We start from the raw sequence: 15,103 nt of genomic DNA, 5'->3' as shown, positions 1-15,103 counted from the left end.
TCACGCCACGGCGGCGCGCAGGAGGGGCCGTTCGGCCCACCGGTTCGCGAAGGCCCGGAAGGTGGCGTGCATATGATCGATCTGCGCATCGTCGAGACCGTGATGGCAGGCGAGCAGGATCCCGCCGCGCATCACAGCATCGGCAACCGGGCACCCCGCCTCCGGCTGGCGGAACGCTATGCCCTTCATCGCCGGCTGGCGCGCGATGTTGCCGGTGAAGACGGGACGTGTCTGGATGTCGTTGCTCTCCATCCAGATCTGCATTTCGCGCCGGGTGAAGGGTGCCGTATCCCGCAAGGTGAGCGGGAAGGCCAGCCAGCCGGTGCGCGCACCCTCCAATTCCCGCGGCAACAGGAACCAATCCTCATATTGCTCGAAAAAGTCGCGCTGGCGTGCGAAGTTCGCGATGCGACACTCTATGTTGGTCTGCAGCCTATCGAGCTGGACGAGTCCGAATGCCGCACCCATTTCCGATGGCTCGAGATTGTAACCGAGCGCCTCGAACATGAACTTGGCATCATATTCGATGCCGTCGATATCGACGTCGAACCGGGTTTCGATGGATTCGGATTCGACGAACAAGGACGAGGTCCGTCCCCAGGATCGCAACAGCCGTGCACGGCGGGCGAGCTCATCGTCGCGCACGCAGAGCATGCCGCCATTTCCCGCGGCATTGATCACGTGCGAACCATAGAAGCTGGTCGTGCTGATATCGGACCGGGAGCCGGTACTGCGGCCTCCGAGCGTCGCACCGAGCGTGTCGGCGCTGTCCTCGATCACCATCAGGCCGTGCGCGTCGGCGATCTGGCGGATGCGATCCCAATCGGGCAGATTGCCGATCAGCGAGGGGATCATCATCGCGCGCGTCTTCGGCCCGATCATCGCCTCGATCGCTTCGGCATCGATATTATAGGTCGCCTCCGCGGCATCGACGAAGGCCGGGACGAGCCCCTGCCGCACGATCGGCGCGACGGTGGTCGCGAAGGTGAGCGCCGGCGTGATCACCTCGCTGCCCGCGGGCAGGCCAAGCAGCTCCATCGCCAGATAATTGGCCGAGGACCCCGAATTGACCATGATGCCGTGCGTCTTGTCGAACAGCGCGGCGACGCGCTCCTCCATCGCACGGACATTCTTTCCCATCTGGGTGGAGCTGCGCAGGGCGGCGGTGACCGCCTCGATCTCCGCTTCTCCATGTACGCTCTGTCCGTAATTCACCCGCATTGAAGAAGCTCCCCCTGATTGGACGATTGCAGCGCCGAATAGGCGTTCAGCTGGTCTCGGCTGGCGGCACGCATGTCGGCATCGCCGCGCAAGTGGGCGGCATACCAGTCTGCGGTGAAACCGAGCATGGCGCGGCTCGATAACCGGGGCCGCCAGCCGAGTTCATGATGGGCCTTGCTGCTGTCGAGACGCAGCATGACCGCCTCGCGACAGTCATCCCCGCCCCCGCCGAAGCGGATCGGCAGATCGAGCGCCGGGGACGCCGCCATGATGGCCCTGGCCAGCGTCTCAACGTCGATCGCGCCGTCGCTCGAAGGCCCGAAATTCCAGGCGTCCGCGAACCGCGCGCCATCGTCCTGCATCAACCGCGCGGCGAGCAGCAAATAGCCGGAAAGCGGCTCGAGAACATGCTGCCACGGCCGGATGCTGCGCGGATTGCGCAGGATCAGCGCCGGGCCGCCGCTGGCGGCACGCACGATGTCCGGAACCAGCCGGTCCTCCGCCCAATCGCCGCCGCCGATGACATTACCCGCGCGCACCGTGGCGAGACGCGGCCCTGCCGGATCACGGAACCAGGTCCGCCTATAGCAATCCGCGACGATTTCCGTACAGGCCTTCGAGGCGCTGTACGGATCGCCGCCGCCGAGACGGTCCGTCTCGCGATAGGGCCAGTCCCACTCGCGATTGTCATAGCATTTGTCGCTCGTCACGACGATCACCGCGCGCAGCGAGGGCATTGCCCGGGCAATGTCGAGAATATGGGCGGTACCGGTCACGTTGGTGGCGAAGGTTTCGGCCGGAAAGCGGTGCGAGCGGCGCACGATCGGCTCGGCCGCGAGATGCAGCACGAGCTCCGCATCGATGCCGCGCGTCGCCTCCGCCAGCGCGCCGGCATCGCGGATATCGGCGAAGCGGCTGTCGACCAGCTCGCCAAGGCCGACCGCGTCGTAGAAGGTCAGCCCCGACGGCGGCGGCAGCGACACGCCGACGACCTCTGCACCGAGCGCCTCCAGCCAGAGGCAGAGCCATCCTCCCTTGAAGCCGCTATGTCCCGTCACCAGCACACGCTTGCCGGCCAGCGCATCCCCCAGGCGCGCGTCGTCCCAAGCCGCCTCAGGCATAGATCATCGGCCGGGCGGCGGCGACACTGGCCTCGCGCTCGAAGCTCAGCCAAGGCGGCGTACCGGCACAGAGCCGCTCGAGCTGCTCGCGATCGCGCACCGTATCCATCGGATGCCAGAAGCCGCGATGCTCATACGCGAAGAGTTGCCCGTCCTGCGCCAGGCGGGCGAGCGGCGCCTGCTCGAGCGGCTCATGATCGCCATCGAGATAGTCGAAGACGCCCGGTTCGAAGACGAAGAAGCCGCCATTGATCCAGGTCTCGTAGCTGGTGACCTTCTCCGCGAAACGGGCGACGCGGTTGCCCTCCAGCTCGAGGCTACCGAAACGGGCCGGTGGCTGCACCGCAGTAACCGTGGCGAGGCCGCCATGCGAGCGATGAAGATCGAGCAGCGCCTCGATATCGACATTGCCGACGCCATCGGCATAAGTGACCATGAAGGTCTGGTCCCCGATCCAGTCGCGCAGTCGCTTGAGGCGACCGCCGGTCATGGTGAGTTCGCCGGTATCGACCACCGATACGTTCCATTCGACGTTGCGGCTCGGCTTCAGCTCCACGCGGCCAGTATCGATCCGGATGGTGAAATCATTGTTGAGGAGATGCATGTTGTTGAAGAATGCCTTCATCGTCATGCATTTGTAGCCACAGGCGATGATGAAATCATTGTGCCCCCAATGGCTGTATATATCCATCACGTGGAGCATGATCGGTCTGCCGCTGACTTCGACCATCGGCTTCGGAATACGTACCGTCTCTTCGGAAAGGCGAGAGCCCAATCCACCCGCCAGCAGAACCGTTTTCATCGCTACTCCCCCCAATAATCTGGAGATTCCGGATTGTCGTGAATGATACCGAAACTCGGCGACGACCGGCGGGCGCAGTGGCATTAGACCAGCAGCCAATCGGGAGCGGCCACAACCCCATCGAGCGCAACACCTCTCTAAAGAATTAGACCTTCGTCGCCGTGAAAGGACACTTCTTTCCGCCTGTCAGGCGGCCGTCCTGGATGCCGGCCGGCTCGCCGCGACGAGCGGCCGGACGAAAAGCGAGGTCCTGGGATCGCCAGTGTCCACCTGGCGATAGCCGCGGGACCGGGCGAATTCGACGAACGCCGGATCGAGCGCGGGCTCGCGCCCGGTGATCACCGCGGCTGGCGGATCGGCATCGAGGAACCGGGCGAGATCGCTCGGCGACGTCGTCGTGAAATGACGCCGGTCGGCCTGCGAAAGATAGTCCGCCACACGATAGACGAACGGACCCGCGGCGAATTCGCGATAGATGGGCATGCCGCCTTCCACCACGACGATCGGCGCGAGCGTCGCCACCTTGCCGGTTGCCGCCGCGTCGGGAAGCAGGCTGCGAATATGCTTGCCCTGATTATGCAGTATGTTTCCCGTCCATACCGACGGCCGCACCGCATCCGGAATATTCGGCAGCACCCGCGGCACGATGATCAGCAGCGCCGCGGCTCCGGCCGCAGCCGCGATCAGGCGCACGGTGCGCCGGCCGCTTTCATCCAGCTGACGGAACATGAGGATGAACAGCAGGATCGCGAAAGGCAGCGGCGGCTCATAATATTGGGGGAAGGCGGGTGTCGGCGCGAAGGAACCGGCCGCCGCGAACAGCGCGATCAGGGCGACAAAAGGGATCGGCCACCAGCGCATCGCGGCCGGATTTGTCCGCCGCAGGATGAGCCCGACGCTGACGACGAGGACGGTGGTCAGCAGGCCGCCGCCGGCAAACCACACGCCCTCCGCCACCAGCATCTTCGCTGCCAGCGACATCGCCTTGGGATCAGTCGACTGCTGCCAATAAGCGAGATGCCCCCCGGTGAAATAGCGTACCGTGTGTGCGTAGAGGCCCGCCGGATCGCTGAAGAGCACAATGAAACCGGGCAGCCCGCCGATCAGTCCACCGACCGCAAGGGGCAACAGGATCTCGCGCAGACGGATAGGGACGCTCAGCCCCTCCTTCGCCACCAGCGCTGCCAGCAGGATCGGGGGCACGAGAAAAACGTAGCTGATCTTGAGGATCACTGCGAAGCCGATGGCGATGCCGGCCGAGAATATCAGCGACGGACGCACCCCATCGCCTTCGAGCGCGACGATCAACAGATGGATGCCGAGCAGCGCGAAGGGGATGGGAAGGAAATTATTGGTGACGAGCATGCCCGCCGGTCCGAGCAGCGCCCCTGCGGCAAGGAGCAGCACAGCCGCGACTCCGATGCGCCTGTCGCCCGTGTGATGCAAGGCGACGACCCAGGTGAGCAGCAAGGTCGCGAGCCAGCACAGGAAGATCAGCAGGCGGCCTGCCTGGAGGAAATGATCGGTCCCGCTCAACGCATAGAAACCCCCCAGCAGCAGCGGGAGCCCGGGGAGATGATTATATCCGAGCGCTTCGTAGAGCGGCTGGCGCAGGAACAGCCGGGCGGCCACGACATGGATCTGCTCGTCATGATTGAGCGGAAAGGTCATGATCCGGCCGAACAGGCCGATGACGAGGCTCAGCGCCGCGCAGCGCGCGATCGTCTGCACGAGAGCGGCGTTCGACGCCGGACGGGATGGCGACGTGCGAAGCACCGTCTCACTGGAAATGGCTGTCATTGACGTGGCTCCTTGCCGGCGACACTTGGCCACCATGAGAGTCTGCGGCGATCGCGCCGGCCAGCATGTCGGCGTAGACCGACATGATCGCTTCGGCATGCCGCGCCTCGCCGAAGCGCGATTGCGCGTCGGCGCGCGCGGCTACCGCAAGGCGGGACCATCGCGTCGGATTGGCGATGAGGGCGAGGCAGGCTGCCCCGAGCGCCTCCGCATTTTCGGCAGGCACGAGCAGGCCGGTGCGATCATGATCGATCGCCTCGATATTTCCGCCGGACGCGGTGGCGACGACCGGCGTTCCGACCAGCATCGCCTCGACCAGCGTGCGTCCGAACGGCTCGTCCACCGCCGGCACCATCAGGAGATCGCAGCCCGCCAGCCAGAAGGGCCCTGGGCTGCGATGGCCGAGGACATGCACGGCATCTCCGACTCCCAACGCCGCGGCGCGCTCCGCGACCCGCATTTCCATGCCGTCGAAGGATTGGCCGAAGATCACGCCGCGTACGTCCTCCGAAGGCGTGGCGCGGCGCATGGCAGCGATGGCGTCGACGAACAGCAGCGGGCGCTTGCGATCGATCAACGCACCGAAGAAACCGACGATGCGCGTGTCGGGCCGCACCCGCGGCAGGAGGCCGAGCAGCGCCTCGTGCGCTGAACGGCGGTCCATCTCGATCGCGGTATCGAATGGGCTGTGGATCACGCTGGTGCGCGGTGCGGCCGAATACCAGCCCGGGCGCGGGGCCGCGAATTTCGAGACGGTCACCACCTTGTCCGCGATCGCCGGCGCCAGCAGGCGCAGCCCCATCGCCCGCGGCGAGCCGCGATGATGCCAGAGCAGCTTCACGCCCGCGATACGCGCCGCCAGCGCCCAGGTCGCCAGCGTCCGCCCGTCGTTGCAATGGAGGATGTCTACCTTCCAATTGCGCAGAAAGCGCGCGAGGCGCGGTGCCGCGGTCATCAGCTTCAGCGCCGAAACCGGCCTGACGGGTTGGCCATGCACCAATTCGGCCGTGATCGGGGCGGCGCGATAGGCAATTCCGGCGTCATCGAACAATTCCGCGATCCGCCCGCGGCCATGCTGTAGAAGCACGATCGGCTCGAAGCGGGACGGATCGAGATGACGGATCAGGCCCGCTGCCGAGACGTGGCTTCCGCCGACATCCGAGCCGACGAAGGGAAAACAGACCCGGCTCGCCATCACGCCGCAGCCGCGGCCGGCGGCACGGGGGTCGACAGCACGAGCCGTTCGATTTCGGAACCGCCGGCGGATCGTTCGACGAGGACAAAGCGCCTTCCGTCCGGCGCCACGCGAAACAATGTCGACGCCGTGCCGCTGCGGCTCGTTCGCCCGACGAGCAGCCACGCGCCCGGCCCTGCCAGATAGCGCGCGACGTTGGTGAGCGCGAGCCGCAGCGCCGCTTCGTCGAAATAGCCGCGGTTGAGGATGTTCGCCGCCCGGATGAAATCGAACCGGCTCTCGAAATGCTCGGTGCGCTGAAAGATGTCGTTCTTTTCGATCGAGATATCCGGATGGCGGAGAAGCCGAGGGGTCAGCAGGCGCACCGCATGCCCCTCGCGGTCGCCACGTTCGAGTTGCCGGCGGATCGCGCCCCTCGTCGCCATACGCAGCAGGCCGTGGACCCCGATCATCCCGGTGAAATAATCCGCCCGGCGCGTCCAGGCGCGCAGCGCCCTGCCGAACATCTCATATTGCATCGGATTGCCCTGCTCGTCGACGAGCACCTGCATTCCGCCGCCGACAGGCAGCAGATAGGCGGTGAGCGACAGGTCCGTTCCCGTGATGCGCGGGTTCTGGCCGGCACGGTTCAGGCACTCGCTCAGCGCCAGGGTCGTGGCGCCGGACGAAATGCCGATGTCCAGCACTTCGCGGAGTACGGTGCCTGTCTTCCGGAAACGCTGCGCGCAGCGTTCGTCGAGTCTTTCGAAGCGATCGCTCGCCGTACGTTTGAACGTGTTGTTTCCGGTCTTCAGCGCAGTGAAGAACCGATCTTCCACTTCCGGGGTCAATTGACCGGGATCGGTGGAGAAAAATCTGCTTGCGGTGATGGTCATCAACGCCCCCTTGTCGAGGCCATCATACTGCCTGCACCGGGCCAAAAGGCGCGCTCTTCTGAGTTAAATCTTAAGAACGCGCGCCATTGGCGGAAAGACGGACCATCGATTTGGCAGGCAGAATTTCGTGAAGGACCACGATGCAAACCGAACAGCGAGGGGAGACCGCACCCCGCCATTTCATTGCGCGAGCGCTGCGGACGCTGCGGCATCGCCGGATGGCGGCGGTCTTCCATCTGCTCACCGGCACGTCGGCCTCGGTGGTGCTCAGCCTCGTCTCGATCGCGCTCGCCGCACGATCGCTGGGGCCGCAGGATTATGGCGTCCTGGCCCTCATCCTCACCCTAGGGCAGGCTTGCGAGCGGCTGCTGAGCTTCCAGTCCTGGCAGCCGATCATCCGCTATGGCGCGCCGCTTGACGAGATCGAGCGGCGGGACGACCTGCGCTCGCTCTACAAATATGGACTGGCGCTGGACTGCGCGGGAAGCAGCGCAGCCTGGGCCATGGCAAGCCTCCTGGCGATTCTCGGCCATTTCGTACTGAACATTTCCTGGCCGCACGTGGCACTGGCGCTGCTGTTCATGGTTTCGCTGCTTTTCAACTTCAACGGGACCGCTACCGCGGTCTTCCGGCTTTCGGATCGCTTCCGCGTCTATGCGCGACTGCAGATCATCACCTCGCTGGCCCGCCTGTTGGCCAGCGGACTGGCCTTCTATGCCGGCGCGGGACTGCTCGGCTGGATCCTCGTCTGGTTGCTCACCCAGATATTGGGATCGATGCTGAACATCCTCGTTTCGATCGCGATCCTGCATCGCCGCGGCTTGCGCCGCATCTGGTCGGCCAGGCTACGCGGCATCACCGCACGCTTCCCCGACATCTGGCGCTTCACCTGGGGCGCGAACGTCTCGCTCACCATCTGGAGCAGCGCGCAGCAGCTCGATACGCTCGTCGTCGGCTGGCTGGTGGATCCGGCGGCAGCGGGCATGTACCAGCTCACCAAGAAAGTGAGCCGTGTCGTCCAGCAGGTCGGCAGCCAGGTGGAAGCAGTGGTCTATCCGGATCTGAGCCGGATGTGGGCAGCGGGGCAGCGTTCGAAATTCATCGGGCTGATCCTGCGGATGGAGCTGGTGCTCGCGAGTTTCGGCGGCCTGTGTTGCGTCGGGGCGTTCCTGCTGGGCCATTATGCGATCAGTGCGACCGCCGGCGCCAAATTCGTCGCGGCCGCGCCGTTGCTGACGGTCCAGATCTTCGCCGTTTCGCTGACCATCAGCGGCGCCGCCAGCCGGGCCGGGCTGCTCTCCATGGGCCTGCAGCCGGCCGTGCTACGGACCGTGCTGGCCTCGACGCTGGCCTTCTACCTGATGGTCGCGCCGCTCATCGAGCTGTTCGGGGCGATGGGCGCGAACATCGCCCAGGTGATGTTCGGCATGATCTGGCTCGGCGGCCTCTCACTCGCCCTGCGGCGCGGGCTGAAGCAGGCGCGGCCGGCGCCGGCGCCGGCGCTCGCAGTAGCCGACGCCTGACGCGGAGTCAGGCGGGAATGCTGAGCGGCATCGCGACCCTCTCCCGACGGTAATCGCGATACCAATCGACGAAGGCGCGGACGCCAGCCGTCACCGGCGTGCCTGGAACATAGCCGGTAAGCGCTTTCAGCAGGGCCGGATCCGCGAAGGTCCGCGGCACGTCGCCCGGCTGCATCTCCATCATGTTGAGCGCGGCCTTGCGGCCCAGGCACGCCTCGATCGCGGCGATGAAATCCATGAGCGGCGTGGGGTGGCCGCCGGCAATGTTCACCACCCGATAGGGCGCGTTGCGCGAGAGCGTGTCGGCGACGGCCGTCTGCCGATTGGCCTCGTCCGGCACGATGCCGATCAGGCGTACGATCGACTCGATGAGATCGCCGATGAAGGTGAAATCGCGCGCCATCCTGCCGTGGCCGTAGACGTCGATGGGACGGCCGGCCGATATGGCGTCGACGAACTTGAACAACGCCATGTCGGGCCGGCCCCACGGCCCGTAGACGGTGAAGAAGCGGAACATGGTGCTGGGAATGGCGAACAGATGCGCATAGCTGTGCGCCATCGCCTCCATGCCTTTCTTGGTCGCAGCATAGAGGCTCAGCGGCTCGTCGGCGCGGTCGCATTCGCCGAAGGGGATATGCGCGTTCGCTCCATAGACGGACGATGTGGAGGCCATCAGCAGATGCCGTGGCGCGATCTCGCGGGCCAGCTCGAGCACAGACCAGGAGCCCATCAGATTGCTCTCGATATAGGTCTGAGGCGCCTCGATCGAATAGCGCACCCCGGCCTGGGCGCCGAGATGGACGATCACCTCGGGTTCCCGCAGCCGGGCAGCACCGGCCAGCGCCGCGCGATCTTCCAGCATGCCCTGGACGAACCGGAAATCGGCCGAGCGCTCGAGCAGGGCGAGGCGATCCTGCTTGAGCGCGACATCGTAATAGCTGGTCATGCCATCGAAGCCGGTTACGGAGTGCCCGTCATCGAGCAGACGTCGCGCCAGATGGAAACCGATGAAACCGGCCGATCCGGTCACCAAGACATGCATCTATTCGTCCTTTCCCGATAGTCTGCCCGACCGGAGCCCGGCATCAGGGCCTCACCCAGCCGAACGCCGCCGGCAACACACCGGCGGCGCCCATCGGATCAGCAGCGAGCCTCGTTCATGAGAGCAGCGGATTCGCGACAGAGCGGCTTTCGAGGCGGTTCACGCCGGCTTCTCGACCAGCTCCTCCGCGGGCTTGCGGAAACGCCGCAGCCGCTCCGCAAGCCTTGCCAGCAGGCCCATCGGCCTCGCGTCCGGATCATATTCGCTGGCCGACATGGCGACATAATGGATCGCATCGCCATAGTGCCGGTTGGCATGAGTGGCATAATCCACCCGGTTGAGCACCGCGCCCGTCATCGGGTGGCCGAAGATCTCCAGCGCGGTCGCAGCCGCTTCCGGGCTCGTCCTCCCCCAGCGCAGCACCAGCACCGAGGCGTCCGCATGTTCGGCGAGCGTCTTGGCATCGCGCACCGGCAGGATCGGCGGAGCGTTGAGGATCACGAGATCGAACCGCTCTCGAAGCTGAGCCAGCAGCTCCGGCAGACGGGGCGAGACGATCAGGCCGCCCGGATCGTCCGCATTTTCTTCGACGCCGATGACGGTAAGCCGGCTGTCCTGGGTCGCCATGAGATCGTCCATGCCGGCGCGATCGGCCAGATAGGCAACGATGCCGGGACGTGAGGGCGATCCATCCGAGATGCCGGGCCGGCGCAGATCGAAATCGACCACGACGACGCTGCGGCCGATCAGCCATCCCGCCGCGGCCAGGCTGCTCGTCACGGTGGACTTTCCCTCGCCTTTCAGCGGCGAGGTGACGAGGACCACGCGCGAGCCGTCCCCCGGCGTGCGCGTTTCGATCTCGATCAACAGGTTGCGCATTGATTCGGCGAAACGCCCACGCGGATGGCGCATGATCGCCGCCTTGGACGGGCCGTCCTCATCCGTCACTTCCGGGATCATCGCCAGCGTGGGCAATCCGAGGGCGCGGCCCACCTGCTTTGCCGTGCGCAGCTTCGTGTCCATCGTCTCGACGACGAAGGCGATCAGCGTGCCGATGGCGAGCGCCGCGAACAGCACCACCGCGAGCACGCGCTTAGGCAACGGATAGCTGGGCGAATCCGGCACGGGCGCGCGCGAGATGCGGGAGATGTCGGGATCGTCGTCGATCGGGGAGCCGAGCTTGGTGTTCAGCTGGTTGAGCAACGTCGTGTAGAAGGTGTTGATGGCATCGACATTGCGCTCCAGCGCGCGCAGCGTGACCGCGGACTGTCCCTCGCCAAAAGACTGCGCACGAACCCGGGCGAGCGCCGCGCCGATCGTTCCGCTCTTGGCGCTGCTGGCCGAAGCCTGGGACGCCAGATCCGCCTTGATGCGCGAATTTTCCTGCGCGATCCGGGTGCGAAGCGCCGACAGTTCCGCCGAGGTCTGGACGACGTCCGGATAGCCGGGCCCGTAGAAACTCGAAAGCTGGCTCTGCTTGCGCGCGAGGATGCTTTCCTGCTGTTGCAGCTCGGTCAACAGCGTCGATGTTGCGGATATCCCGCCGCTGGGCATCGCGATGGGTGCAGCGCGGCGGTTGTCGGCCGCACTCTCGCTCTGCGCCAGAGTGAGCATCCCGATCAGTTCGTTCGCCTGGGACGCTCCGGTCGCCTCGGGCTGCGAACTCAACAGTCCGTGATTGCGGCGAAAGGCTACCGCAGCCGAATCCGCTTCCTGCAGATGATCCCGGATATTCACGACACGTTTCGAAAGATCCGCGATCTCCTGATTGCGATTGTCGCGCATTTCCTGGAGTTGATTGCGAATATACATGTCGACCAGGCGATTGGCGATGCGCGCCGATTTGACCGGATCGGTCGACGAGGCGGTGACGCTGATCACGCGTGACCGGGCCACCCGTTCCACGCTGACATGATCGATCAGATTGTCGACGATCGCTTCCTCCCGGGCACGCCGCTCGGTCTCGGCAAGCTCCTTGGGATCGGTCATGGCCGGCGCGCTCGGGCTGAACAGGTTGAAGATGCGATCGGTCAGGCCGGGGCCGCCCTTGCCGGGTGCGAATTCGGGATCCTTGTCGAGCTGCAGGGAAAAAGCCACGTCGCGAGCCAGCGGACGGGACTGGAACAGTTCCACCTTGGTCTGGATCGATGCCTCTTCGCTCTCGCTCGGGACCGCCGTCGGTGCCACGCTCTGGGCACCCCCCGGGCTTTCGTTGGTGGGCAACGCCATCACGGTGGTGGTCGTGCTGTAGACCGGCTGATAACGCAGCAGGAAGATCAGCGCGGCGATGATCGAACCGAGCACGACCGAAAAGATCAGCCAGCGCCGTCTGCGGATAATCCTCGCCGCCTCGGAAAGCCCTATATAGGCGCCCTTCCCCCGCGCGTCCTGATAAGCCGCAGCCGGCAATGCGAGGCTCGTCTCCCGAGACTGTCCGACGGTGACGAGCGCATTTACATCTGACATGATCGTCCCCTGCATATTTGTGGCCGCAGACCCGGCCCGCCATCTCGGCGCGGACAGTTCGACCTTCGGTCGCAGTGCTTTTCCGACGTGCGCGGACTATCCGGCGCTATCGGCCCGATGGCAGACAGCTAGACATGCCCTGCCGTCTGGCCGAGGCCCCGTGCCACCCCCCAGATGGCAGCCTGCGTCCGGTTCGCGACGGCAAGCTTCCTTAAAATGGATTTCACGTGAACTTTGACGGTCGCTTCGGTGATCGACATATCACGCGAGATTATCTTGTTCGCGTCACCCCGGATCAGCCGCTGCAGGATCTGGACTTCCCGATCGGAGAGATTTGCTTCGCCGATGCTGGCCTTGGCGTCGGAAGGCTGGCTCACCGTCTTCGGCACCGAGAGGTCGAAGAATACCTGGGACGGTATGATCTTCTCGCCGAGGGCGACCAGCTTCAGCATCTCGGTCAGGCTGTCGACGGAAATATGCTTTCCCACATAGCCGTGAACGCCCGCCTGAAAGGCGTCGTAGACGGCCTTGCCCTGGCAGTTCGCCGCGAAGACCACCACTCGATAATGCGGCCAGCTTTGTCGCAGATATCGGCAGGTTTCGAGGCTTTCCTCCTCATTTGCAGCGTCGACGAGGACGAGCACCACGCTTTCCGGATCATCGATCGCGCCAAGATCGAGCTCATGATGGTCGCGATGCACGCTCACCACGGCGAAAGACTGCTCGGCAAGGACCCTGCGAAGCCCCTCCCGTTCAATCTCGTTCTGGCTCACTATCGCGATATTCAACTGCTTCCTCAAGGTTCCCCCCTGTCAGCGGCTTGAACTTTCGCGACCCATATTTCGGGCTATTATGGATAACTTCGTGTTAATGATCAAGATTGTACAATGGTGTATAAAATCTCCGATCCGGCGGGGATTCACGTTCCGCCATTCACCCCGTCATGGTGCATGCCCTTTACAGTATTGTAGAGTCATAAAAAGGTTAATGTTGGTAGCCCTTAAGGATAAACCGCAATAAACAGCATAACTTACATCCCTGTAGGCCGTTTTATTTGCTATCATATGTTAGGAATTCTGATGATTTATCCACTTTAGGATATCTCGACATGAAGAGGATTCCACCCACATCTGACAGACAGCCCAATTAGAATAAATCTGTTAAATTTCAGTATGATATACAGATATTTCTCGCAAAGCGAGACATATTCCGGTGATGAATCCGCCACCCGCCGTTAACCAAATTCGGCTGTGCAATCATCCCATCCGTTCGCCGTCGTTTCGGAGCATCCTGGCGCTTGCGCCTCACTCGAATTGATGAGCTGAATTTCCTTGTCCGGCCGCCTCGCTCATGCAGCCGACATCCCCCTTACCAGCATGAAACCGGTCCGCTCATGGCGCAATTTCATCGAGAGTTTCTATTTCAGCATCCGCCGATTCGGCGAAAGATTCGATGCGGGTATGCAGACGACCGGGGCGTTTGATCTGGAGCGTGCGCCACCCCAACCGGCGCGGCGCATGGAAATCCTTGTTGGGATTATCCGCAACATAGACAAGCGCTTGGGGCGGCACGCCGAATATAGCCTGGACGTGGCGGAACGCCCGTTCCGAAGGCTTCCAATCAGCCCGTCCCCAGCGATCGGTGCAAATGCCCAGGGACAGGCCCTGGGCATGGAGCCGCAGCGCACGCATCTTACGCTTCTGCGCGTCGATATAGCCGTCAGTGATGAGCGCGAACGCCACGCGATCCGGGCGGCGAGCGAACAAACGCTTTGCATCCGCAGTCAAATCGATCTGGGGCCTGTGCTGCCGATAGACCTGCACCATGCGGGCAATGAGGTCCGGTCGCCCGGCAAGGCCAGCCTCCGCCAAGGCAAGATCGAAGATATTGCCACGAATGCCTTGCCGGAAAAGATCGATCATCAGCGAACCGAGTGCCGGCCGGGCCAATTGCGATTCCACCCAGCAGCCAACCGCATTCAAGCCGCTTTCGACATAATCGCGCTCCAGATACAGCGTATCGTCCAGATCCAGAACGACGACGAAATCCGGACTCTGTCTACCGTTCGGCACAAATATCACACAAATACGGCATCGTCGTAGCGCAGCATCACGACCGAATCCTCCCAGCCATCATTGGCGGTAGAGGCCAGATCCAACTGCTGTTCGATCAGCCAGCGTGTGAAGGTCGCCCCGGCACGATGGGCCAGCGGATAGCCGCCACCGAATCGGGCGTTGATCTCGAACAGGGAAGCCTTGCCGTCCTTCGACTTGATGGCCTGGAAGCACATCGCGCCGAACGGTCGGTCAAGCGCGCGGGCCAGCTTGCGCGCAAAGCCGCATAGTTCGGGGTCACGGGTCGTAACCCCTTTCTCGACTTCCCCGGCACGGACCTTGAGGCGTTCGTGGGGAACCGCGCTCTTGAGCGTACCGGTCCTGTCGAAAAAGAGGTTCACCGTGAATTCACGGCCGTAGAGCATTTCCTGGACGACGTATGGTTCGCGGTTACCGAGACGAGCGACGGCGGAACGGTCCTCGACGACATGGATGCCGCGGCTGGAACTACCGTGGCGCGGCTTCGCGAGCAGCGGCCAGGCCCAGCTGTCATTGCCATACAGCACCTCTTCGGCCGTCGCGGTGCGCGGAGACGGGATGCCGGCGGCGGCAAGGAACTGAGCCGTCATCAGCTTGTCGCGGGCCATCTCCACGATGAGCGGACTGCCCACGACGACCGTCGTCCCTACCTGCGCGAACCGCTCACGCGCGAGGCTGAGCGTGATCAGCTCGGTATCGATCGTCGGCACGATGAAAGCGATCTGATGCAGCCCGCAATATTCGACCAACTGCTCGATGAATTCCGGCGATGTAGCCGGAGGTACGGCAATCGCATAATCGGATTCGAGACATGCCGGACTCCATTCCGGACTGACATCGCACGCGAATATTTCGAGATCGACGCCAAGCATGCTCGCCGAGGATCGGAACGCGCGCAGCAGGCCGACCCGGCGACCCGCCGAGCTCAACATGATCCTGAGATGGGGGCGGCCACCACGCCGCGG

12 protein-coding genes are annotated in these 15,103 nt (G+C 63.9%); 1 reads left to right on the top strand and 11 read right to left on the bottom strand.

All coding sequences use genetic code 11. The annotated features are described in order from the left end of the window. From GQY20_RS18040 to GQY20_RS18015, 6 genes are all read right to left on the bottom strand, one after another. Entirely contained in the window at nt 1–1,221 is a 1,221-nt protein-coding gene (locus tag GQY20_RS18040) for a DegT/DnrJ/EryC1/StrS family aminotransferase (RefSeq protein WP_157218514.1), read from the bottom strand. Beyond that, nucleotides 1,212–2,342, bottom strand: a complete 1,131-nt coding sequence (gene rfbG, locus GQY20_RS18035; RefSeq protein ID WP_198351044.1) for a CDP-glucose 4,6-dehydratase — start codon at nt 2,340–2,342, stop codon at nt 1,212–1,214. The genes GQY20_RS18040 and rfbG overlap by 10 nt, the downstream gene beginning before the upstream one ends. Further along, entirely contained in the window at nt 2,335–3,144 is an 810-nt protein-coding gene (gene rfbF / locus GQY20_RS18030) for a glucose-1-phosphate cytidylyltransferase (RefSeq protein ID WP_157218513.1), read from the bottom strand. Before rfbF ends, rfbG begins: the two co-directional genes overlap by 8 nt. A gap of 186 nt (nt 3,145–3,330) precedes the next feature. Next, complete coding sequence (locus GQY20_RS18025; RefSeq protein WP_157218512.1) at nt 3,331–4,944, bottom strand: glycosyltransferase family 39 protein; 1,614 nt, start codon at nt 4,942–4,944, stop codon at nt 3,331–3,333. After that, nucleotides 4,925–6,139 carry a glycosyltransferase family 4 protein gene (locus GQY20_RS18020; protein ID WP_157218511.1) on the bottom strand — a complete coding sequence of 405 codons (1,215 nt, stop codon included), beginning with the start codon at nt 6,137–6,139 and terminating at the stop codon, nt 4,925–4,927. The genes GQY20_RS18025 and GQY20_RS18020 overlap by 20 nt, the downstream gene beginning before the upstream one ends. Next, nucleotides 6,139–7,014 carry a hypothetical protein gene (locus tag GQY20_RS18015; RefSeq protein ID WP_157218510.1) on the bottom strand — a complete coding sequence of 292 codons (876 nt, stop codon included), beginning with the start codon at nt 7,012–7,014 and terminating at the stop codon, nt 6,139–6,141. The genes GQY20_RS18020 and GQY20_RS18015 overlap by 1 nt, the downstream gene beginning before the upstream one ends. 218 nt (nt 7,015–7,232) lie before the next feature. Between GQY20_RS18015 and GQY20_RS18010 the strand changes: the two genes are divergently transcribed. Beyond that, nucleotides 7,233–8,537, top strand: a complete 1,305-nt coding sequence (locus GQY20_RS18010) for a lipopolysaccharide biosynthesis protein (RefSeq protein WP_232476136.1) — start codon at nt 7,233–7,235, stop codon at nt 8,535–8,537. A 7-nt stretch (nt 8,538–8,544) separates the two neighbouring features. Here the strand turns inward: GQY20_RS18010 and GQY20_RS18005 are convergent, their stop codons facing one another. From GQY20_RS18005 to GQY20_RS17985, 5 genes are all read right to left on the bottom strand, one after another. Next, the gene (locus GQY20_RS18005) at nt 8,545–9,579 is read right to left on the bottom strand and encodes an NAD-dependent epimerase/dehydratase family protein (protein ID WP_157218508.1); all 1,035 of its coding nucleotides are present in this window, start codon (nt 9,577–9,579) and stop codon (nt 8,545–8,547) included. Nucleotides 9,580–9,738: 159 nt separating this feature from the next. Beyond that, complete coding sequence (locus GQY20_RS18000; RefSeq protein ID WP_157218507.1) at nt 9,739–12,045, bottom strand: GumC family protein; 2,307 nt, start codon at nt 12,043–12,045, stop codon at nt 9,739–9,741. A gap of 128 nt (nt 12,046–12,173) precedes the next feature. After that, complete coding sequence (locus tag GQY20_RS17995; protein WP_232476135.1) at nt 12,174–12,818, bottom strand: response regulator transcription factor; 645 nt, start codon at nt 12,816–12,818, stop codon at nt 12,174–12,176. Nucleotides 12,819–13,436: 618 nt separating this feature from the next. After that, on the bottom strand, nt 13,437–14,126 hold the full coding sequence (locus GQY20_RS17990; RefSeq protein ID WP_232476134.1) for an HAD family hydrolase: 690 nt from the start codon (nt 14,124–14,126) through the stop codon (nt 13,437–13,439). Then, a complete protein-coding gene (locus GQY20_RS17985) occupies nt 14,123–15,070 on the bottom strand; it encodes an ATP-grasp domain-containing protein (RefSeq protein WP_332836098.1) in 948 nt (315 codons plus the stop codon). Before GQY20_RS17985 ends, GQY20_RS17990 begins: the two co-directional genes overlap by 4 nt. Between the last annotated feature and the right edge of the window lie 33 nt (nt 15,071–15,103).

Origin of the sequence: Flavisphingomonas formosensis (genome assembly GCF_009755815.1) — a bacterium.
Lineage (GTDB): Bacteria > Pseudomonadota > Alphaproteobacteria > Sphingomonadales > Sphingomonadaceae > Flavisphingomonas > Flavisphingomonas formosensis.
Note: the sequence above shows the minus strand (reverse complement) of the source record. Positions and strands in the feature narration are given on the sequence as shown.

What these genes read in the sequence shown, in the direction of transcription:
- rfbG (WP_198351044.1), bottom strand. Translation starts at nt 2,342, where the DNA reads ATGCCTGAGGCGGCTTGGGACGACGCGCGCCTGGGGGATGCGCTGGCC.
- GQY20_RS18015 (WP_157218510.1), bottom strand. Translation starts at nt 7,014, where the DNA reads ATGACCATCACCGCAAGCAGATTTTTCTCCACCGATCCCGGTCAATTG.
- GQY20_RS18040 (WP_157218514.1), bottom strand. Translation starts at nt 1,221, where the DNA reads ATGCGGGTGAATTACGGACAGAGCGTACATGGAGAAGCGGAGATCGAG.
- rfbF (WP_157218513.1), bottom strand. Translation starts at nt 3,144, where the DNA reads ATGAAAACGGTTCTGCTGGCGGGTGGATTGGGCTCTCGCCTTTCCGAA.
- GQY20_RS18000 (WP_157218507.1), bottom strand. Translation starts at nt 12,045, where the DNA reads ATGTCAGATGTAAATGCGCTCGTCACCGTCGGACAGTCTCGGGAGACG.
- GQY20_RS18010 (WP_232476136.1), top strand. Translation starts at nt 7,233, where the DNA reads ATGGCGGCGGTCTTCCATCTGCTCACCGGCACGTCGGCCTCGGTGGTG.
- GQY20_RS18025 (WP_157218512.1), bottom strand. Translation starts at nt 4,944, where the DNA reads ATGACAGCCATTTCCAGTGAGACGGTGCTTCGCACGTCGCCATCCCGT.
- GQY20_RS17985 (WP_332836098.1), bottom strand. Translation starts at nt 15,070, where the DNA reads ATGTTGAGCTCGGCGGGTCGCCGGGTCGGCCTGCTGCGCGCGTTCCGA.
- GQY20_RS18020 (WP_157218511.1), bottom strand. Translation starts at nt 6,139, where the DNA reads ATGGCGAGCCGGGTCTGTTTTCCCTTCGTCGGCTCGGATGTCGGCGGA.
- GQY20_RS18005 (WP_157218508.1), bottom strand. Translation starts at nt 9,579, where the DNA reads ATGCATGTCTTGGTGACCGGATCGGCCGGTTTCATCGGTTTCCATCTG.